We start from the raw sequence: 20,488 nt of genomic DNA on the forward strand, positions 1-20,488 counted from the left end.
GCGAGCGCGCTATGCACGGCATAGGCACACCGGCCAGCCCCGCCTCCGTCAGCCGAAATCGGCGTCCCGCGGCGCGATCGGCAACGCGCTGATGCGCTTCACTTCCGCGCCGTCGAGCCAGTTCGGCGAACGCGCGACGTAGAGCACCATCGGCAGCGTGTCCTCGCCCCAGAAGATCTGATCGTTGACGAGGAAGGTCGGCACGCCGAACACGCCCATCGACACGGCGCGGTCGTTGTTGTCGCGCAGTTTCGCCTTGATGTCCTCGTCTTCGATGCGCTCCACGCCCTCCGGCATCCCGACGTGCTCGCACAACGCGCGAAAGCCTTCCGGCGTAGCGGGATCGCGACCCTCGCGCCAGATGTAGCGGAAGATTTCCCGCACGCGGGCGATCTCGCCGTTCGCCAGCACCGCGAGACGCAGCGCCTTGCTCGGATCGAACGGATGCGCGGGCGGCATCCTGAACGGGATGCCGAGTTGTTCCGCGCGGAACAGCGCGTGGCGGTAGGTGAAGACGCGCTTGGAGGGAATCGTCGCGGCGTGCGGCTGGCCCCAGCGTTCGAGCAGCTTCATTAACTGGACGGGCACGAGTTCGAACGGCATGTCCGGCCACTTTTCGTGCTGTTCCAGCAGCAAGTACGAAAACGGCGAAATGAAGTCGAAGAAAAAGTACGGATGACCAGCGCTGGTCGAATGCGGGGCACTCATTTTCCCTTCTCCCTGAGATTCCGTGGCATCGTTCGCGCGAAAGCGCGCCTGAGCCTCATCTGTTCGTTTTTTGTCGTGACCTGCACATTGGATGCGACGCGCGTGGCATCGCATCCGTTCTTCCGCTTCTCAAATAGATATTACGTGCTGCCTTGTTCCGTGTCTGCCCGAGAAGCAAAGCCGGCCACATCCTGTCGCGTGACGTTGCGCGCATGGGCGTCGTCGCCCTGCGCGAAGGACGTGTGCGCGAGGCGCGCCCGCACGAAGCCGATGTGCTCGCGCAACACATAGAACTGGTCCGCGAACGCGAGCGGCATCTTCATGCGATTCACGGCCGTTTCGATCGCGTCGATGCGGTCGAGCAGGGCGTTGCGCTGCGCGCTGTCGGGACCGCTGATCGCTTCGCGCTCTATCGCAATGAGCGCGCCATACCAGCGATAGATGCGCGATTTCACGCGCCAGCGATACAGTCCCGGCACGAGCCGCAGGCCCGGAATCAGCACCACGATGAGCGGCACCAGCACGACGAGCACGCGATCCGCGAGACTCGCGAGCCAGAACGGCAGCGTGCGGTACAGAAAGCTCTTGCCCGATTTGTAATAGCGCTCGGCGTTGTCGCTGATGCGGAATTCGTGCACGAGCGGCGCGGGGAATTCGTTTGCCCGCTGCAGCAGATTCGCGCGCCCGTGCACTTCCCGCGCGGCCTCGATCAGCAGATCCGAGAGCGCTGGATGCAGGCTGTCGCGCGCGACCAGTTCCGCCGTCGGCGCGATCATGTGAACCGGGCGCGGCGGCAGGTTGCGGGCGAAATCGAACGCGCCCATCGGCAACTCGATTTCGGTCAGGTACGGAAAGCGGCGCGCGTAGGCATCGGCCTGGGTGAAATCCATGAAGCGGATGCCCGGCGTGCGCAACAGCTTCGCCATCGTCGGCGGCTGGGCCGAGTCGCCGGTCAGGAAGACCGCGTCGACCTGGCCGTCTTCCAGCGCTTTCGCGGCTTCGTCGCCGGCGAGCGGCAGCAGCGCCGTGTCGCCGCCCGGTTCGATACCGTTCGCCTTCAGGAGATTCAGCGCGAGCACGCGCGTGCCGCTGCCTTCCGCGCCGATCCCGAGCCGCTTGCCCTTCAACTCCGACAGGCGGCTGACCGCCGTCGCGCCGCGATAGAACACCGCGAGCGGCACGTAGGACACGCTGCCGAGCGATTCGAGATTGTCGTGCGTCGCGCCGGGCTTGGTCAGGCCGCCCTGCACGAAACCGACGTCGACGTTCGATTTCGGATCTTCGAGGCGCGTCAGGTTGTCGAGCGAGCCTTGCGTTTCCAGTACGTCGAGCGTTACGCGGTTGCGCGCGAGGATGGCCTTGTACTTCTGCGCGCTGGTCCAGAACGAACTGCCTTTCGGCCCGGCAGCGATGGTCAGCGTGCTCGGCGGCGCGGGCTGGATCAGCCGCACGGCGGCGTAGAGCGCGGCCGCGCATACGAGCAGGATCGGGCCGAAGGTGAGCGCGAGATCGCGCCAGGAGATCGCGACGAAGCGTGCGACGATCTTCGGCTGCGGCTTGCGTTTCGGCGGGAGGTCCGGATCGTGGCCCGGATTGCTGTGTGAAGGGTCGGTCATCTCGTAGGAAATCGTGAATCTTGCGCGCTCGATCGGCGCGTCAGGGTGGCCGGCATGGCGTCGATGGTACATGAGTTCGATTGGCGTCCGGACGGCGGCAAGCCACGCGCCTCGTGTGACATGCGTGTGTAGACATCGTCGGCGCGCTGTTGCTTGTGCGCGGCTTCGGGAAGGACCGCGTCGTTAAATGTTTTGCGCTAATGGCCGCGCTGGGCTAAATTGACGTTCGCCACCGCACGACAAGGCCCTCGCGCGCCGCGGCCCGAAATATGGGTTTGCGGATCGCGTCAAGCAGGCGCCATGCGGCAGGTCAATATTCGAGCCGACGGGCGTTGCCGCCCGACCAACCGGCCGTGGTTTGTTTCTTTCGCCAGTCTCTCGCAGCACCGTGAGCCGCGTCCGCCGGCTTGCCGCCGCCATTCCCGTGCCCGCCAGGGCGCCGGGCGCGCGCGGTCACGGGCAACCGCTCGATGTCGTAGTTCATCCGTCGGGATTGCGGTCCGGTTTTGCAGTGCAAAACGAGCGAAGTAGCAACTGTGCGAAGTCAACAAGCGAAACAAAAGGAGAAATCATGAAAGCAGTCGATCTGTTGAAGGCGCTGGGTGTGGTGGTGTGCGTGGCCGTGGCTTCGAGCGCCTATGCCCAATCGAGCGACGCGGCAGCCACGAGCACGGACTCGGCGGCGGCGGCCAAGGCTCAGAAGTCCGCGACCAAGAAGACCGACCGCAAGCTCGGCTACGACGTACGCCGCGCGTTGTCGAAGGCGCAGGGCTTCGATGTGTCGAACGTGTTCGTGCGCGCGCGCGGCGGTGCGGTAACGCTGACCGGCACGGTGCCGGAAGGCGGTCAGATCGCCCAGGCGGAAGAAGTGGCGAAGGGCGTGACGGGCGTGAAATCGGTCACCAACAAGCTCACGCTCGGCGTGCAGGGCGGCGGGCAATAACACGGGTTACGGGCAACGGGCGGCATCTCGCGGTGCCGCCGGCTTCGCTCGTCTCGCGGATGTTTTGAACGGGCTCCGGCGTTGTCGCCGGGGCCCGTTGTCGTTTGGCGCTTGTGTCGTTTGGCACTTTTGCTCCGGGGCACATGATTCGGCGGCGACGTTCGCTCGATAAGGCGCGATACTGACACTGTCGATCGCGCATCGCGTTCGCCCGTCGAACGAACGGATCGCACGCCTCGGGTTGCATCACTCAATCGGAACGGATGGCGGAGACTCACAATGAAAAGATTCGCGCGTTTCCCGAGCTTGCAGACTTGTCAGAACGTGCCGCGAACGGCCGCGCTCGGTGCGCTGGCCGTGCTTGCGGCAGCGATGCTCGGCGCATGCCACGGCGGGGATGACGACAATAGTGGCGGCCAGCCGAGCAACACCTTGCCGAGCTTCGTCTCCGGCTCGGTCAACACCCAGACCTATGACGGCGTCTCCGACGACCTGCTGACGGCCGGCCTCGGCAAGACGGGCCTCGCGTCCGCGACCGCGCCCACGATCGCCAAACCGGCCGCGCCGACGGCAGCCGAATTGCGCCGCCTCGCGATCTATTCGAACTATCGCGCGCTCGTCGACATGTCGGCGAACGGCGGCTACGGCCGTTTCTGGGGGCCGAATATCGATCTGAACGGCAACGACTCGCTCGGCGAAGGCAAGATCGCGGGCAAGGAATACATCGCCTTTGCCGACGACGGCAGCGGCACGCAGAACGTCAGCCTGCTCGTGCAGATTCCGACGAGCTTTAACCCGGATCAGCCGTGCATCGTCACGGCGACGTCGTCAGGATCGCGCGGCGTGTACGGCGCGATCTCGGCGGCGGGCGAGTGGGGCCTCAAACGCGGCTGCGCGGTCGCCTACACGGACAAGGGCAGCGGCAACGGCGCGCAGGAGATTTCGACCACGCTCGTCACGCTCATCGACGGCACGCTCGCGAGCACGAGCCTCGCCGGAACCAAGGCGATCTTCAAGGCGAACGTGAGCGCATCGGACCTGTCCTCGTTCAATTCGGCGTTCCCGAACCGCTACGCATACAAGCACGCGCATTCGCAGCAAAACCCGGAAAAGGACTGGGGCAAGAACACCTTGCAGGCAATCCAGTTCGCGTACTGGGCGCTCAACGACATGTTCGGGCCCGTCAGCGGATCGACACATCAGGTGCGCTACGCCAAGGGCAGCATCACGACGATCGCGGCATCGGTGAGCAACGGCGGCGGCGCGTCGCTCGCGGCGGCGGAACAGGATACCGACGGCTGGATCACGGCGGTCGTCGTCGGTGAGCCGCAGATCAACCTGAACCTGCCGTCCCAGGTATCCGTGCGGCAGGGCGGCGTGCCGGTCGGCTCGTTCGGCAGGCCGCTCGCGGACTACATGACGCTCGCCAACCTGCTGCAGCCGTGTGCGGCGCTCGCGCCCGCCGCGGCAGGCGCGCCCTATCTGACGGCGCTTCTGCCCGCCACCACCAACGCCATCCGTACGGCGCGCTGCGCGACGCTCGCCGCGAATGGCCTAGTCTCGGGCGGCAACACGGTCGCCCAGGCCACGGACGCGCTGAACCAGTTGCATCAAGCGGGTTACGAGACCGACTCCGACACGCTGCAGGCGCCGATGTGGGATTCGCAGGCGGTGCCGGCCGTCGCCGTCACGTATGGCGACGCGTACATGAAGGCGAGCGTGCTCGACAACCTCTGCAACTTCAGCTTCGGCACGACCAGTGCGGCGACCGGTGCGGCCGGCGTGACGCCGCTCGTCTCGCCGATGCCTGCCATCTTCGGCAACGGCAACGGCGTGCCGCCGACCAACGGCATCAATCTGGTCTACAACGCGGGGACGACGGGCGCGGCGGATCATCGCCTCGCGACGCCCGATGCCAGCTACGCGGGCGCCGCATGCCTGCGCTCACTGTGGACGAACGGCAATGCGACGATGGTGGGCAGCGTGAACGCGATCCGCGTGAACGCGAATCTGCGCGGCAAGCCCGCGATCATCGTGCAGGGCCGCGCGGACGCGCTCGTGCCGATCAACCATGCGTCGCGCCCGTATCTCGGCGCCAATCGCGTGGCGGAGGGCAGCAACAGCCAGCTCTCGCTCTACGAGATCACGAATGGTCAGCATTTCGATGCGTTCCTGAGTGTGGCCGGCTTCGATACGCGCTTCATCCCGATTCACTACTACAACATTCAGGCGCTCAATCTGATGTGGAATCACCTGAAGAACAACGCGCCGCTGCCGCCTTCGCAGGTGGTGCGCACGGTCGCGCGCGGCGGCACGGCGGGATCGGCGCCGGCGCTCACGACGTCGAATCTGCCGCCGATCGCGACGGATCCGGGCGCGAACGCGATCACCGTGGCAGGCGGCATCGTCAACGTGCCGAACTGACGAGGCGGGCGCTTATCGCGTTGCGGTGACGGGCGGCGTCGACGACGCTGCCGCCGCGGGTACTTCCGATGCGCCCGCCGCCACCGCATCCGATGCCTGGATCGCCGTGGCGGCGGCCGGCGCCTGCACGACGATCGGCGTCGGCGTGAGCTCGGGCGAGCTCACGATGAGCGACGGCGCGAGCGGCTTGCTCTTCACTTCGTCGGCCGCGACGGGCGCGCTGCGCGGCACCGTGCTCAGATAGTGGCCCATGAGAAAGAAAAAGCGGTCGTAGAACTTGCCCGCGGGCACGGTTTCGCTCGAAATCTTGACCATTGCGTCGCTGTTCGAGCGGATCGGCAGCGACAGCGAGCCGAGCACGCTCAGCCCGACGCTCGCCGACGTATCGCTTTTCTTGAGCGCATAGCCGTCCTGAACGGCGTTCACATACGCGATGCTCTGATCGGTCGCGTTTTCGCCGGGCGTGCACACGACGTGGAACGACACGACGACGTGCGTCTCCGCGTTCGGCTGAAAATTCTTGGTCGCGTCGACCGTGTCGGGCTGACCCATCGTCGTGAGGAAGCCTTGCGACAGCAGCGCGCGGCGTGCGGCCTCGCAGGTTTCGTTGACCGTGGCGTCGAAATTGTGTGCAAACGGGCTCGCGCCGGTGTTGAAAAGTTCCTGCTGATAGCTCGGTGTGACGGCGGTGCGGCCGCCGCAGGCGGCGAGGGCGATCAGTGCGAGGGAAGCGAAAAAGAGGCGCGGCGACGGCATGTACATGAGGCGGCGAATCCAAAATTTGTGTCAACGACAGAGACAAATTGTAGTTCCGACAGACCTGCCGATGAAAAAGCCCTGTCTGAAAATATCGTCGAATCCGTGGTTTACGGGGTGATGACAGGTGCGCAAGGCGTCCGAATGCCGATCCAGGGAACGCTGCGCGTGGCGGGGTGTCTCTTCACTGCTCCGCCGTTGAATCGCAGTCCATGCGTCGCGAATCGACATTAATCTTTTCAATCGGAATCGCAAAGATCATTGGTCAGGGCCTGTCTGCCTGCGCCTGCGCCTTGCTCTACGGGATTCCCCGCTCACGCTCCTCCTTGAAATTGTCAAACTCGGTCCATATAATTGGCACTCACTGCACGAGAGTGCTAACAAGATTGCCGTCCGGCGAGAATGTTCTCAATGGACGGGTTTTCCCGCGTTTTCAGTCTCAATCAAGAGAGGAGTGTGTATGAACCTTCGTCCTTTGCACGATCGCGTCATCGTCAAGCGTCTGGACCAGGAAACCAAGACCGCATCGGGCATCGTGATTCCGGAAGCCGCGGCAGAAAAGCCGGATCAAGGCGAAGTCCTGGCCATCGGCCCGGGCAAGCGCGATGACAAGGGCGCGCAAATCGCCCTCGACGTGAAGGTCGGCGACCGCGTCCTGTTCGGCAAGTACGCTGGCCAGACCGTCAAGGTCGACGGGCAGGAACTGCTCGTCATGCGCGAAGAAGACATCATGGCCGTTCTGGTCAAGTAAGCATCCTTCCTGCACGTCCGGCTTCGCTATCGGGCCGCAGCCCCGTCGGGCGCACTGAGCGAAGCCAGCAAACCGAATCGAATCAAGGAGTTTGGATATGGCAGCTAAAGAAGTCACTTTTGGCGATTCCGCACGCGCCAAGATGGTCGAAGGCGTGAACATCCTGGCCAACGCGGTCAAGGTCACGCTGGGTCCGAAGGGCCGCAACGTCGTGCTCGAGCGCTCTTTCGGCGGCCCGACGGTCACCAAGGACGGTGTCTCGGTCGCGAAGGAAATCGAACTGAAGGACAAGCTCCAGAACATGGGCGCGCAAATGGTCAAGGAAGTCGCTTCCAAGACCAGCGACAACGCAGGTGACGGCACGACGACCGCTACCGTGCTCGCGCAATCCATCGTTCGCGAAGGCATGAAGTACGTCGCATCGGGCATGAACCCGATGGACCTGAAGCGCGGCATCGACAAGGCCGTTGCAGCAGCAATCGAAGAACTGCGCAAGATCAGCAAGCCCTGCACGACGAACAAGGAAATCGCGCAAGTCGGCTCGATCTCGGCAAACAGCGACACGTCGATCGGCGAGCGCATCGCTGAAGCGATGGACAAGGTCGGCAAGGAAGGCGTCATCACCGTCGAAGACGGCAAGTCACTGCAAGACGAACTCGACGTCGTCGAAGGCATGCAGTTCGACCGCGGCTACCTGTCGCCGTACTTCATCAACAATCCGGACAAGCAAGTCGCCGTGCTCGAGAACCCGTTCGTGCTGCTGCACGACAAGAAGGTCTCGAACATCCGTGACCTTCTCCCGGTTCTGGAACAAGTCGCGAAGGCTGGCCGTCCGCTGCTGATCATCGCGGAAGACGTCGAAGGCGAAGCGCTGGCTACGCTGGTCGTCAACAACATCCGCGGCATTCTGAAGACGGTTGCCGTGAAGGCTCCGGGCTTCGGCGATCGTCGCAAGGCCATGCTGGAAGACATCGCGATCCTGACCGGCGGTCAAGTGGTCGCGGAAGAAACCGGCCTGACGCTCGAGAAGGCGACGCTGGCTGAACTGGGCCAGGCGAAGCGCATCGAAGTGGGCAAGGAAAACACGACGATCATCGACGGCGCTGGCGAAGCCGTGAACATCGAAGCGCGCGTGAAGCAAGTGCGCAAGCAGATCGAAGAAGCGACGTCGGACTACGACCGTGAAAAGCTGCAAGAGCGCGTGGCCAAGCTGGCCGGCGGCGTTGCGGTGATCAAGGTCGGCGCTGCGACCGAAGTCGAAATGAAGGAAAAGAAGGCACGTGTCGAAGACGCGCTGCACGCTACGCGTGCTGCCGTGGAAGAAGGCATCGTGGCTGGCGGCGGCGTCGCGCTGATCCGCGCACGCAAGGCGGTCGACGGTCTGAAGGGCGCGAATGCCGATCAGGACGCAGGCATCAAGATCGTTCTGCGCGCAATGGAAGAGCCGCTGCGCCAGATCGTCACGAACGGCGGCGAAGAAGCTTCCGTCGTCGTGGCGGCCGTTGCTCAAGGTTCGGGCAACTACGGCTACAACGCAGCGACCGGCGAGTACGGTGACCTGGTGGAAGCCGGCGTTGTCGATCCGACGAAGGTCACGCGCACCGCGCTGCAAAACGCGGCATCGGTGGCAGGCCTGCTGCTGACGACCGACGCAGCCGTCGCCGAACTGCCGAAGGAAGACGCTCCGATGCCTGGCGGCATGCCCGGCGGCATGGGCGGTATGGGCATGGACATGTAATTCGGCTTCGGCCGGTACATCGATGCGAGCTTCGAAAGAAGCTCGCATCATGCCAAAGAAAAAACCCGCAGCGATGCGGGTTTTTTTTCGTCCGGCGGTTCCGCGGAACGGCGGCGTCACTTGTTCATCTCCTCGCGCAACTTCTGCGCGGCGGCCTTGTAGTCGTAAGTCGGATAGAACTCCGTGCGATATCCGCCCCACGCGGTGCTCTCGATCGCCCGGTTCACTTCTCGCAACCGGTCGGCGGGCACCCGCAGCGTCACCACCTGACCGATGCCCATCATCACGTACCAGGAGACCACTTCGACGCCCGGCGGCGGAAACTGCTTGAAGTAGCCTTGCTCTTTCAACTGCTGGTTGATCTGCGGGAGCGTCTTCGATTCGTCGTGCTTGAGGAAGATCGTCAGCAGGAACGTGCCATCGCCCGCGGGCGTCGCACCCGGCGGCGCGTTCTGAGCATGAGCGGGCAGCGCGAAGTTGAACAGCGAGGCGACCAGTGTGGCTCCAAGCAAACGGGCGAGTCGTGCTGCCGGCTTGTGCATCGGGGGAATCCTCCGTAGCGTCGAACGTGTCAGACCTTGTGATGAATCCGCAGCCGCTCCATCAGATGCAGCGCGTTGGGCTGCGCGTGCCCCTCGGCGGTGTTGTCGAATACGCACCAGACTTCGGCCGTTTTTTTCGCGCGGGTGTGAAGCGTGCGCGCGAGATCGTCGAGATAGGTGTAATCGTAGGAAGACTTGTAGAGCTCGGGCGAGCCGTGCAGCCGCACATACACGAGCGAGGCGTCCGCGCGATGCTTGATCTCGCATTCATCGGGAATCGGATCGGCATCGACGTACGCGATGTGGTGCGCCTTCAGAAGCGCTGCCGCGTGTGTCGTGAACCAGCCATGTTCGCGCGCCTCGAACGCGATCGGCAGCTTCGTGCGTTCGCGCAACGCCTTGAAAAATGCCTCGGCGATGTCGTGATCGAACGGCAGGCTAGGCGGCACCTGCACGAGCCAGCAACCGACCTTGTCGCCGAGTTGTCCGGCTGCGTGGAGAAATTCATCGAGCAGGGATTCGGTATCGGCGAGCCGGGCATCGTGCGTGATCGCCTTCGGCAGCTTGACCGAGAAGCGGAACGACTCGGGCACGCTCTCCGCCCAATGGGCATAGGTCTGCTCGCGATGCGGCTTGTAAAAACTGGAGTTGATCTCGACGCACGTCAACACGTGCGAGTAGCGTTCGAGATGCGTGCCTTCGTGCGGAAAGCTCGCGGAGACGGCGCTTGAAAGGCCCCAGCCGGCGCAGCCGATGCGGATTGCGCCCTGCGGGCCGGGCTTGTGCAGATGGGGCAGTCGGTATGGCATGCGCTCGCGTCGCCTCCCTTCTTGTTGTATGTCAGTGTCGGGCTTCTCCGGGCAGCCCCGTGGGATCGTCGGGCAGCGAGGAAGCGTCGCCGTCTTCGTCGGCGTCGTTCGAGCGGGCCCAGAAGAAGCGATCCGGCAAATACGCGCCCATGCCGGGCCGGAATGCGGCGCGCGCGGCCTGGAACACGTACTCCTGCGCTTCACGCGCGGCTTCTGCGGGCTCCTGGCCGTTCGCGAGCAAGGCGGCGACGGCTGAGCCGAGTGTGTCTGTCAGTCCCATGATGCGTGGCACGCCGCGCTCCCACGTGTCCTGCCGCACCAGCCCTTCTTCGCTATAGAGCGTGTTCACGTGGCGGTGCGTGCCCGTTTCCATCGCAAGCACATATTCGCAGCCTTGCGCCAGGATGTGGGAAATCGCGGAGTCGAGCGTCGGCGATTCGGCGTCGCTGTCCGGCTGCGCGAGTTGCAGCAACGTGGCGTGATCGGCAATCAGCATGGTGGTCTGCGGCACGAGCAGATCGGCGAGCGATTCGCGGAGTTCGTCGGCGGACAGCACGTGTTCGTCGTCGAGCGTGAAATCGGGCGCGAGGATCAGCGGCACGTCGTCGTAGTCGGAGACCACTTCGGCGATGGCGGACACGAGCTCCGCGCGCGTCGCCGCGCCGATCTTGAACGCGGCGATCGGCATGTCCTCCAGCAACATGCGCGCCTGGGTCGCGACGGTGTCCGGATCGAGGCCGGTCACTTCATCGCAGCTCGCGGAATCGCGCACCGCATAGCCGGTCAGCACGGTCGCGCCGTGGCAGCCCATGCTCGCGAGCGTCAGCAGGTCGGCCTGCAGGCCCGAGCCGCCCGTGGGATCGGAGAGGCCGAAGGTGAGTACGATCGGTGGAGAGTCGCCGGTCATGGCAAAAGCGGACATTTGGTATTGGATTGCTTGAATGGACGATCGGCGCTGAGCGAACTCGTCCGCGTCTCGAACGCGTGAGCGAATGCCCGCTCCGTCATGTCTGGATTATGCGGCCTAATGCCGTCCGGCAGTTTTCTTTGCGCACTTTTTTCCGGCGCGCCAGCCTCGGACACCGGCCTCCGACGTGACGACCGTTTCGACCGATATCAGAGTGCGGGCATCCCGGGCGGACCGTTTGCTAGGCATCGACACGGCAACACGGTACCATCATGTCCTAATTTCAACCGACCAATCGACTCGGCATAAGTATGGAATATAGAAGCTGGATGTGCCTGATCTGCGGCTGGATCTACGACGAGGAAGCCGGATTGCCCGACGAGGGCATCCCGCCGGGCACGCGCTGGGAGGACGTTCCGATCAACTGGACCTGTCCCGAATGCGGAGCCCGCAAGGAAGATTTCGAGATGGTTCAGATCTGATCTTGTCGTTCTGCTGCGCCGCATGACTCGCGTCATGCGGCGCGCGTTTTTTGCGCACCGCGTTCGGCGACGGCGACGCGTGCCGCGCATGAGCATCCGTCGATCAGTCTGTACGATTTTTTCTCGTTTTGCACCGTCAGGCGAGTTCGTTACGGCGATTCCGGCGTCGCGCGATGCTGCCTCGGCGCGTGTTCGGTTTCCGTAGTGGCTCGTTAAGGCATACGCTTGAAGCAGGCGAGGCGACGCCCGTGGCTCGCCTATCAATGAGGCATTTCAACCGCGTGCGGCGGCGTTCAATTGCCGCGCCCGCGAACCGGCATGTGAGCGCTCGTTATGACTTCTCGTCCCGATTTGCCCGCTCCGTTCGAAGCCCTGCCCAATCCGCGCGGCGGATCGGTGCGACTCGCCGAAATGGCGCTGACCGACGCGTTGCACGCGTTCCACCGTCAGGGCGAAACCGGGGCCGCGTTGAAGCGCGCCATTGCCGCGCTGCATTCGGCAGGCTGGCTGCCCGCGCAGCGCTTCGCCGAAGCGCTGGCGCTCGTCGCGCCGCTCGGCGAGGAGTCGGAGGGCAGCCACGCGCATATCGCCGACGCGATGGCTGTTTTCCGCGCCGCGGTCGAGCGCCGCAACCTGCGCGAGCTGTCATGCTCGACGGCGCTTTTCGATCACTATCGCAACCTGCACGCGCTGCTCGCGTCGCACACGCGCGTCGCGCCGGTTTCCTACGATGACCTCGCTCTCGCGGGCCGTGCGATCGCGCCGGCGACCCTGCGGGGCATCGCGCCCGAGCGCCTTGCCCGTACCCGGGCGCGCTACGAGGAAACGCTGCTGAAACTCCTGCGCGGGCCGGCTGAAGAATCCGCCGACGCCTTCGCGCGCCTCGATGCCTGTCTCGACGAACTGCGCGGTTCCGATCCCTACGATTTCTGGCGGCTCGCGTCGTCGACGGTCCGTGCGCTGCGTGAGCGCGCGCAACGCAACGGCGGCGAGCTCGACCACATCGCCGACGTGAAGCGTCTCTATGCGCGCTTCAACCTCGTGCTGGCGGATCAGGCGCGCGCGTTGTCGTATGCGCCGCGTTCGCTCGTGCGCGCGACGCTCGCGCTCTTGTGGCGCGATTTCGCGCTGTACGGCGCGGCGCCGGAAGACGCCGGACATGTCGATGTCCTGCGCGACTACGGCCTGACGGTTGCGTGGCACGTCGCCGCGACGGCGGCATCGGAAGCGGCTTGGGAGCAGGGCGCCGCGCAGGCGAGCGAGGAAGCCTCCCGCGATGCCGCCACGCGCGACCTCGGCGTGTTGCGCGTGAATGCGGCCGCTTACGAGGACTTTCTGCAGAGCGCGGAGACGTCGATCGACGCGCTCGTCGAACGCGGCACGCAGGCGAACGAAACCGGCATGGTCGACGAGGCGGCGGCGCTTTCGGCGGCGGACGCGTCGCATCGGCTGGGCGCGGCGGCCTGCGCGCTGGGTCTCGGGCATGTCGCGCTGCTGGCGGACACGCTCGGTCTTGCGTGGCGGCGCGTCGCGCATCATGGCGAAACGCATGCCGACGGCGCTGAAGGCGCGACGCGCGGACTCGACGCCACCGTGCCCGAGCGCGCCGCGCAAATGCTGCGCTCGATGTTGCATCAGGCGGCCGCCGGCATCGCGCCTTCCGAGGGCCGAGGGTCGATCGTCGCGCTCACCGCGATGATCGAAAAGCCCGCGCCGATCGCGCGTTAGTCGTCCGCGTCGTCGTCGTTGTCTTTTTCGTCGTGCGGGCGTGTTCTCGCGCCCGGCGCGCGCACGACGTCGTAGCGCACGAGCGTGCGCTTTCTCGCGGCTTCGTGATCGACGACCGGTTGCGGATAATCGGCGCCGAGCAGGATTTTCGCCGTCTTGAGCGCGTCGGGTTTCGCGAGCCACGGCGCGTGAACATCTCGATCCGACAGTTCCGCGATCTCCGGCACGTAATGGCGGATGAACCTGGCCGCCGAATCGAACTTCTTCGACTGCGTCACCGGATTGAAGATGCGGAAGTACGGTTGCGCGTCGCAACCGCTCGACGCGGCCCATTGCCACCCGCCGTTGTTGTTCGAAAGCTCGAAGTCGTTGAGGAGCGCTTCGAAATAGGCTTCGCCGCGCCGCCAGTCGATGCCGAGATCCTTCGTCAGAAAGCTCGCGACGACCATGCGCAGACGGTTGTGCATGTAACCCGACGCGTTGATCTGCCGCATCGCCGCGTCCACGAGCGGATAGCCGGTCTGCCCCGCGCACCACGCAGCGAAATTCGCATCGGCGGCGTCGCCCGTTTCCCAGCGGATGCGATCGTATTCCGGCTTGAATGCGCGATGATCGCCCGGAACGCCGACATGCGGAAAATGGTGCAGCACGGAAAAATAGAACTCTCGCCAGATCAGCTCGCCTAGCCACGTCTCGGCGCCTTTGTCGCCGTGACGCTGCGCATCGTGCGCGCTGCGGGCGAGCGCGCGGATCGAGATGGTGCCGTGCCGCAGATGAACGCCGAGATAGCTCGGGCCTTTTAGCGCCGGAAAATCGCGCGTGCGGCCGTAGTCGGTCATGCGCTCGCGGAAATCGTCGAAAAGTTCGTATGCGCCGCTCGTGCCGGCGGGAAAAGCGGGGCCGTGCGCATCGGGAAAGCCCAGCGCGGCGAGCGATGGAATCGCGTGCTTCACGCCCGACGGAGGCTTCGCGAGCGCGTTCAGGTGATCTTCGGATGCGTAAGGTTTCAGCGCATCCGGCGTGAGCGTCGCGAGCCATTTGCGCTTGTACGGCGTGAAAACCGTGTAGGGCTTGCCGGCGCCTGTCATCACATCGTCATGATCGAAGACGGCCTGATCCCTGAACGAGAAAAAAGCGATGTCGTGACTCGCGAGTTTCTTCGCGACGTCCTCGTCACGCGCCTTCGCGCCCGGTTCGTAATCGCGATTGGCGAACACGGCGTTCACGCCGCATTCATGCGCGAGCGAAGGAATATCGTGCGCCGGGTGACCGTGCCGCACGATCAGCGTGCCGCCCGCCTCGCGCAGCGTGCGATCCAGCTCGACGATGCTCGCGTGGATGAACGGCACGCGCCGGTCCTTTTTATCGAGCGGCGCGAGAATCTCGCGATCGAAAACGAACGCGCACAGCACGCGACGGCACCTTGTAAGCGCGTGATAGAGTGCAGCATTGTCTGCCGCGCGCAGATCCCGCCGAAACCAGACCAGACCCACATCAAAGTCGGCCATCTCGCAGCGCCTTTGTTAAAATTCAGAATTATGTCCAAGACTTCCGATCGCATCAATTTGACGAATCAGTTCCTGATCGCCATGCCGAACATGGCGGATCCGACGTTTTCAGGAACGGTGGTCTACCTTTGCGATCACAGCGAGAAAGGCGCGCTCGGCCTCGTCATTAACCGGCCGACCGATATCGATCTCCAGTCGCTCTTCAATCGCATCGATCTCAAGCTCGAGATCGAGCCGCTCGTCCATTTGCCCGTGTATTTCGGCGGTCCCGTGCAGACCGAGCGCGGCTTCGTGCTGCACGAAGCGGGCGACGGCGAACCCTACAGTTCGTCGATGAGCGTGCCCGGCGGACTCGCCATGACCACGTCGAAGGACGTGCTCGAAGCGGTCGCGAGCGGCAAAGGCCCCGAGCGCTTCCTGCTCACGCTCGGTCATGCCGGCTGGGGGGCGGGTCAGCTCGAAGAGGAAATCTCGAAGAACGGCTGGCTCACCGTGGAAGCCGATCCGCGCATCATCTTCGACGTGCCCGCCGAAGACCGCCTCGAAGCAGCGCTCTCGCTGCTAGGCGTGTCGCGCTCCATGCTGTCCGGCGAAGCAGGGCACGCATGAGCCGCGAAGCCACGCTGCTGGCATTCGATTACGGCGAGAAGCGCATCGGGGTCGCCGTCGGCAATACGCTTACCAGAAACGCGCGTGCGCTCGTCACGCTCGAGAACCGCAATCGCGAATATCGCTTCGTCGAAGTGGGCAAGCTGCTCGACGAGTGGAAGCCCGACGCCATCGTCGTCGGCATGCCGATGCATCCCGACGGAACGCCGCATGAAATGAGCGCGCTCGCGAAGCGCTTCGGCAATCAGGTGAACGGCCGTTTCAACGTGCCGGTGCAATGGGTGGACGAGCGCTATTCGTCCGTCGACGCCAAAGCCGATCTGCGCGAACGCGGCGTGCGCACCAATGCGCGCGGCCGCTTCGACGAAATCGACGCCGAAGCCGCGCGCGTCATCCTTCAACAATATCTCGACGGACTTGCCGACGATCATGAGTTCCATTGACGCAGAGGCGCTGTACCGCGCGCTCGTCGACCAGATTCGCGCAGCGTATGGACAATCGCTCGCCACGCCCGATGGCGCCGTGCTCGCGGGCATCTACAGCGGCGGCGTGTGGCTCGCCGAGCGGCTCGCGAAGGACCTGAACGCGCCGCACTTCGGCGTGGTGAACGTGGCGCTGCATCGCGACGACTACGCGAAGAAGGGCCTGCACAGCCAGGCGCGCCCGACCGAGTTGCCCTTCGATGTGAACGGCCGCCGCATCATCCTGATCGACGATGTGCTGTCGACGGGCCGCACCGTGCGCGCCGCGATCAACGAGCTGTACGACTATGGCCGCCCGGCGTCGATCGATCTCGCGGTGCTCGCCGATCGCGGCGGACGCGAAATGCCGATCGGCGCGCGTTTCACCGGCGCGACGGTCGACGTGCCCGCGAACCAGAATCTCGTGCTCGCGCGTCGCGAGGACGGCGCGTTCGACTTCAAGACCGAAGCGCGCGCCAACTGAAGCTGCCGCTCCGGCATCTTTTCAAAGAACCATCCGGGATCGACATGAACACCGCCACCCAGGGCGCAGCCGATAGCGGCGCGCCTGCATCGGACAAGACTGCTGACACATTCCGGTACGGCTTTCTCAAGGGCAATCCGCAACTCACGAAGAACGGCGAGTTGAAGCATTTGTTGAGCATCGAAGGATTGCCGCGCTCGATCGTCACGCACATTCTCGATACCGCCGAGCAGTTCGTGAGCGTGACCGATCGCGAAGTGAAGAAGGTGCCGCTCCTGCGCGGCAAGTCGGTGTTCAACCTCTTCTTCGAGAACTCGACGCGCACCCGCACCACCTTCGAGATCGCGGCGAAGCGTCTGTCGGCCGACGTGCTGAACCTGAACATCAACGCGTCGTCGACGAGCAAGGGCGAATCGCTGCTCGATACGATCAACAATCTCTCCGCGATGCACGCCGACATGTTCGTCGTGCGTCACGCGTCGAGCGGGGCGCCGTATCTGATCGCCGAGCATTGCGCGCCGCACGTGCACGTGATCAACGCGGGCGATGGCCGTCACGCGCATCCGACGCAGGGTCTCCTCGACATGTACACGATCCGCCACTACAAGCGCGACTTCACGAAGCTGCGCGTGGCGATCGTCGGCGACATCCTGCATTCGCGCGTCGCGCGCTCGGACATTCATGCGCTGACCACGCTCGGCGTGCCGGAAGTGCGCGCGATCGGGCCGCGCACGCTGTTGCCGGGCAACCTCGACCAGATGGGCGTGCACGTCTATCACAATCTCGACGAAGGCCTGAAGGGCGTCGACGTGATCATCATGCTGCGCCTGCAGAACGAGCGCATGAGCGGTGCGCTGCTGCCTTCCGCGCAGGAGTATTTCAAGAGCTGGGGTCTCACGCCCGAGCGTCTCGCGCTCGCCGCACCCGATGCGATCGTGATGCATCCGGGCCCGATGAACCGCGGTGTGGAAATCGACTCGCAAGTGGCGGATGGCCCGCAGTCGGTGATCCTGAATCAGGTGACCTTCGGCATCGCCGTGCGCATGGCGGTGATGGGCATCGTGGCCGGCAACACTGACTGACAAAGACGACATGAAGATCCAGATTCAGAACGGCACGATCATCGACCCGGCGGCGGGCACCGAAGAACGCAAGGACGTGTTCATCGCGGCGGGGCGGATCGTCGGCATCGGCGAGGCGCCCGCGGATTTCAACGCGGCGAAGGTCATCGACGCATCGGGGCTTTACATCGCGCCGGGTTTCGTCGATTTGTCCGCGCGTCTGCGCGAGCCGGGCTTCGAGCACAAGGCGACGCTCGAATCCGAGATGGCCGCCGCGATGGCCGGCGGCGTGACGAGCCTCGTGTGCCCGCCCGACACCGATCCGACGCTCGATGAGCCGGGCCTCGTCGAAATGCTCAAGTTCCGTGCGCAGAAGCTGCATCTCGCGCATGTGTATCCGCTCGGCGCGCTCACGGTCGGCCTGAAGGGCGAGACCATCACCGAGATGGTCGAGCTGACCGAAGCGGGTTGCGTCGGCTTCTCGCAGGCGGACAACCCGATCGTCGATACGCGCACGCTGCAGCGCGCGCTGCAATACGCGACCACGTATGGCTACACCGTGTGGCTGCGCCCGCAGGACGCGTACATGTCGCGTGGCGGCGTGGCGGCGAGCGGCGCGGTGGCGTCGCGGCTCGGGCTGTCGGGCGTGCCGGTGGCGGCGGAGACCATCGCGCTGCATACCATCTTCGAATTGATGCGCGTGACGGGCGCGCGCGTGCATCTGTCGCATCTGTCGTCGGCGGCGGGCGTCGAACTCGTGCGCGCGGCGAAGGCCGAGGGTATCGCCGTGACCTGCGACGTGACGATCAATCACGTGCATCTGACGGATATCGACATCGGCTATTTCGATTCGCAGTTTCGTCTCGATCCGCCGCTGCGCTCGCAGCGCGACCGCGACGCGATCCGTGCGGGCCTCGCCGATGGCGCCATCGACGCGATCTGCTCCGCGCACACGCCGCTCGACGACGACGAGAAGCTCCTGCCGTTCGCCGAAGCGACGCCCGGCGCGACCGGTCTCGAACTCCTGCTTTCGCTGACGGTGAAGTGGGCGCGCGAGGCGAACGTGCCGCTCGCGAAGGCGCTGGCGCGCATCACGTCCGCGCCCGCCGATGTGCTCAGGCTGCCCGCTGGCCGCATCGCGACGGGCGCGCTCGCCGATCTGTGCGTGTTCGATGCGTCGGGCGAATGGCGCGTCGATCCGCAGAAGCTGAAGAGCCAGGGCCGCAACACGCCGTTCCTCGGCTACGAACTGCCGGCGCGCGTGCGTGCGACGGTCGTCGGCGGTCACGTCGCCTACGAGAGCCGCTGACCATGCATCTGGCCATGCGCAAGGCGCGGCTCCTGGTCCACTTGCTGTACGGCATGTGGATCGTCGCGACGCGCTTTCCGCGCGCGTCGGTTGCCGAGCGCGCGACGATGAACCGCGCGTGGTCGCTCGAGATGCTGCGGCTCTCCGGCATGAAGCTCGTCGTACATAACGACGAGGCGCGGCTCGATAGCGGCGTGCTCGTCGTCGGCAATCACATCTCGTGGATCGATATCTACGTGATCAACGCGTGGCGTCCGACGCCGTTCGTGTCGAAGGCGGAAATCCGCAAGTGGCCGGTGGTCGGCTGGCTCGCGCATCAGCTGGGCACGGTGTTCGTGCAGCGCGAGAAGCGCAGCGACGCGAAACGCATCATGCATGAACTCGCGAATCGCTTGATCGCGGGCGAGAAGATGTGCGTGTTTCCCGAAGGCACGACCACCGACGGGCAATCGCTGCTGCCGTTTCACGCGAACATGTTTCAGGCGGCGGTCTCGGCGTCGTGTCCGGTGCAGCCGGTCTGCCTGATGTACGAGGATGCGCAGGGCCGGCAATCGACCGCGCCCGCGTATATCGGCGATATGACGCTCAACGATTCGCTGACTGCGCTCCTGCGCGCCACGCCGCTCACCGCGCATCTGTACGTGTGCGATCCGCTCGCGCCGGGCGCGGACCGGCGTGTTCTGGCGGGCGAGGCGCAGGCTAGCGTGGATGCGGCGCTTCAGCGCATGCGCGGCGCGCCCGCCGTTGTGAGTGGCGCGCCGGTTGCGGAACCGCTTGCTACTTCTTCATCGAGCAGCTCACCTGCGTGACCACGCGCCGCGCGGGATCGGCGGTCATGCGCACCGCCGAGAGCTTGTTGCCCCATACGCAGCCTGAATCGAGACACAGCACGTCGTCGCGGATCATGAGGCCGAGCGCGGCCCAGTGGCCGAACACGATCGTCACGTCGCGAGTGCGGCGGCCGGGAACGTCGAACCACGGCATGTAGCCGGGCGGCGCGGCGTCGGGGCCGCCGTTATTGGCGAATTCCATCGCGCCTTCGGGCGTGCAGAAACGGATGCGCGTCAGCGCGTTGTAGATCACGCGCAGGCGATCCGCGCCCTTGAGCGAGTCTTCCCACCGATGCGGCTCGTTGCCGTAGAGCGCCGCGAGCGTTTCCTTCCAGTTCGGCGCGCGCAGCGCTTGCTCGAGCTCTTGGGCGAGCTCCATCGTCATCGCCGCGTCCCATTGCGGCAGCACGCCCGCGTGAACCATCAGCACGTTGTTCTCGAAATGCGCGACGGGCTTGTGACGCACCCATTCGATAAGATCGGCGGCATCGGGCGCTTCGAGGATTTCGTCGAGCGTGTCGCCTTTTTTCGGCTTGCGCAGTCCGGCGGCGACGGAGAGCAGGTTCAGGTCGTGATTGCCGAGCACGACCGTCGCGCGCGTGCCGAGGGCGATCACTTCGCGCAGCGTTTGCAGGGATCTGGGCCCGCGGTTGATCAGATCGCCCGCGAACCAGAGCGGTGTGTCGGGCTCCGGCGCGGCTTTCTTGAGCAGACGCTGGAACGGGTCGCAGCAGCCCTGGAGGTCGCCGAAGACGAGAGGGCTGAGCGTCGCGTCGATACTGGAGGTCAGGGCGTCGGTCATTGAGAGGCTGTTTTTCAGGC

General features: G+C 64.9%; 21 protein-coding genes. 12 read left to right on the top strand and 9 right to left on the bottom strand.

The annotated features are described in order from the left end of the window. Positions 1–48: 48 nt before the first annotated feature. The 3 genes from U4Y90_RS17475 to U4Y90_RS17485 all read right to left on the bottom strand — a co-directional run bounded on the left by U4Y90_RS17475 (position 49) and on the right by U4Y90_RS17485 (position 2,808). Complete coding sequence (locus U4Y90_RS17475; RefSeq protein ID WP_321796323.1) at positions 49–708, bottom strand: 2-hydroxychromene-2-carboxylate isomerase; 660 nt, start codon at positions 706–708, stop codon at positions 49–51. A 140-nt stretch (positions 709–848) separates the two neighbouring features. Further along, on the bottom strand, positions 849–2,324 hold the full coding sequence (locus tag U4Y90_RS17480; RefSeq protein WP_321796325.1) for a TAXI family TRAP transporter solute-binding subunit: 1,476 nt from the start codon (positions 2,322–2,324) through the stop codon (positions 849–851). 310 nt (positions 2,325–2,634) lie between these two features. After that, positions 2,635–2,808 (bottom strand): hypothetical protein, encoded by a 174-nt coding sequence (locus U4Y90_RS17485; protein WP_321796326.1) that lies wholly within the window; start codon positions 2,806–2,808, stop codon positions 2,635–2,637. An 87-nt stretch (positions 2,809–2,895) separates the two neighbouring features. Between U4Y90_RS17485 and U4Y90_RS17490 the strand changes: the two genes are divergently transcribed. Then, positions 2,896–3,267, top strand: coding sequence for a BON domain-containing protein (locus U4Y90_RS17490; protein WP_321796327.1), 372 nt, complete (start codon positions 2,896–2,898; stop codon positions 3,265–3,267). Positions 3,268–3,639: 372 nt separating this feature from the next. Continuing rightward, positions 3,640–5,691, top strand: coding sequence for a D-(-)-3-hydroxybutyrate oligomer hydrolase (locus U4Y90_RS17495; RefSeq protein ID WP_415749374.1), 2,052 nt, complete (start codon positions 3,640–3,642; stop codon positions 5,689–5,691). Between the two features lie 12 nt (positions 5,692–5,703). Here U4Y90_RS17495 and U4Y90_RS17500 read toward each other — a convergent pair whose 3' ends face one another. Next, entirely contained in the window at positions 5,704–6,453 is a 750-nt protein-coding gene (locus tag U4Y90_RS17500; protein WP_321796331.1) for a DUF2242 domain-containing protein, read from the bottom strand. 454 nt (positions 6,454–6,907) lie between these two features. Between U4Y90_RS17500 and U4Y90_RS17505 the strand changes: the two genes are divergently transcribed. Further along, positions 6,908–7,198, top strand: coding sequence for a co-chaperone GroES (locus U4Y90_RS17505; protein ID WP_006999126.1), 291 nt, complete (start codon positions 6,908–6,910; stop codon positions 7,196–7,198). 97 nt (positions 7,199–7,295) lie between these two features. Then, positions 7,296–8,936, top strand: coding sequence for a chaperonin GroEL (gene groL, locus U4Y90_RS17510; protein WP_321796335.1), 1,641 nt, complete (start codon positions 7,296–7,298; stop codon positions 8,934–8,936). Between the two features lie 116 nt (positions 8,937–9,052). Here groL and U4Y90_RS17515 read toward each other — a convergent pair whose 3' ends face one another. From U4Y90_RS17515 to U4Y90_RS17525, 3 genes are read right to left on the bottom strand one after another with little or no spacing between them, the layout of a single operon-like run. Next, complete coding sequence (locus U4Y90_RS17515; RefSeq protein ID WP_321796336.1) at positions 9,053–9,478, bottom strand: hypothetical protein; 426 nt, start codon at positions 9,476–9,478, stop codon at positions 9,053–9,055. Positions 9,479–9,507: 29 nt separating this feature from the next. Then, the gene (locus U4Y90_RS17520) at positions 9,508–10,287 is read right to left on the bottom strand and encodes a DUF72 domain-containing protein (protein ID WP_321796338.1); all 780 of its coding nucleotides are present in this window, start codon (positions 10,285–10,287) and stop codon (positions 9,508–9,510) included. A 31-nt stretch (positions 10,288–10,318) separates the two neighbouring features. Then, positions 10,319–11,194, bottom strand: coding sequence for a hydroxymethylpyrimidine/phosphomethylpyrimidine kinase (locus tag U4Y90_RS17525; protein WP_321796444.1), 876 nt, complete (start codon positions 11,192–11,194; stop codon positions 10,319–10,321). Between the two features lie 311 nt (positions 11,195–11,505). Here U4Y90_RS17525 and U4Y90_RS17530 point away from each other — a divergent pair, with 311 nt between their 5' ends. Together U4Y90_RS17530 and U4Y90_RS17535 are read left to right on the top strand one after the other, a co-directional pair. Then, positions 11,506–11,676: a rubredoxin gene (locus U4Y90_RS17530; protein WP_321796339.1), complete on the top strand. Its 171-nt coding sequence runs from the start codon at positions 11,506–11,508 to the stop codon at positions 11,674–11,676. Between the two features lie 333 nt (positions 11,677–12,009). Further along, positions 12,010–13,404, top strand: a complete 1,395-nt coding sequence (locus tag U4Y90_RS17535; RefSeq protein WP_321796341.1) for a hypothetical protein — start codon at positions 12,010–12,012, stop codon at positions 13,402–13,404. On the opposite strand, the gene U4Y90_RS17540 is transcribed toward U4Y90_RS17535, so the two are convergent. Next, entirely contained in the window at positions 13,401–14,912 is a 1,512-nt protein-coding gene (locus U4Y90_RS17540; protein ID WP_321796343.1) for a deoxyribodipyrimidine photo-lyase, read from the bottom strand. The genes U4Y90_RS17535 and U4Y90_RS17540 overlap by 4 nt on opposite strands. Before the next feature lie 30 nt (positions 14,913–14,942). Here U4Y90_RS17540 and U4Y90_RS17545 point away from each other — a divergent pair, with 30 nt between their 5' ends. From U4Y90_RS17545 to U4Y90_RS17570, 6 genes are read left to right on the top strand one after another with little or no spacing between them, the layout of a single operon-like run. Further along, positions 14,943–15,521 carry a YqgE/AlgH family protein gene (locus tag U4Y90_RS17545; protein ID WP_321796344.1) on the top strand — a complete coding sequence of 193 codons (579 nt, stop codon included), beginning with the start codon at positions 14,943–14,945 and terminating at the stop codon, positions 15,519–15,521. Then, on the top strand, positions 15,518–15,964 hold the full coding sequence (gene ruvX, locus U4Y90_RS17550; protein WP_321796346.1) for a Holliday junction resolvase RuvX: 447 nt from the start codon (positions 15,518–15,520) through the stop codon (positions 15,962–15,964). The genes U4Y90_RS17545 and ruvX overlap by 4 nt, the downstream gene beginning before the upstream one ends. Further along, positions 15,951–16,466 carry a bifunctional pyr operon transcriptional regulator/uracil phosphoribosyltransferase PyrR gene (gene pyrR, locus U4Y90_RS17555; RefSeq protein WP_321796348.1) on the top strand — a complete coding sequence of 172 codons (516 nt, stop codon included), beginning with the start codon at positions 15,951–15,953 and terminating at the stop codon, positions 16,464–16,466. Before ruvX ends, pyrR begins: the two co-directional genes overlap by 14 nt. Positions 16,467–16,510: 44 nt before the next feature. Then, the gene (locus tag U4Y90_RS17560; protein ID WP_321796350.1) at positions 16,511–17,548 is read left to right on the top strand and encodes an aspartate carbamoyltransferase catalytic subunit; all 1,038 of its coding nucleotides are present in this window, start codon (positions 16,511–16,513) and stop codon (positions 17,546–17,548) included. Positions 17,549–17,558: 10 nt separating this feature from the next. Further along, positions 17,559–18,836, top strand: coding sequence for a dihydroorotase (locus U4Y90_RS17565; protein WP_321796352.1), 1,278 nt, complete (start codon positions 17,559–17,561; stop codon positions 18,834–18,836). 2 nt (positions 18,837–18,838) lie between these two features. Beyond that, a complete protein-coding gene (locus tag U4Y90_RS17570) occupies positions 18,839–19,645 on the top strand; it encodes a lysophospholipid acyltransferase family protein (protein ID WP_321796354.1) in 807 nt (268 codons plus the stop codon). On the opposite strand, the gene U4Y90_RS17575 is transcribed toward U4Y90_RS17570, so the two are convergent. Further along, positions 19,614–20,468: a symmetrical bis(5'-nucleosyl)-tetraphosphatase gene (locus tag U4Y90_RS17575; RefSeq protein ID WP_321796356.1), complete on the bottom strand. Its 855-nt coding sequence runs from the start codon at positions 20,466–20,468 to the stop codon at positions 19,614–19,616. The genes U4Y90_RS17570 and U4Y90_RS17575 overlap by 32 nt on opposite strands. Positions 20,469–20,488 lie beyond the last annotated feature (20 nt).

Source organism: Caballeronia sp. J97, from assembly GCF_905220305.1.
Taxonomy (GTDB): Bacteria; Pseudomonadota; Gammaproteobacteria; order Burkholderiales; family Burkholderiaceae; genus Caballeronia.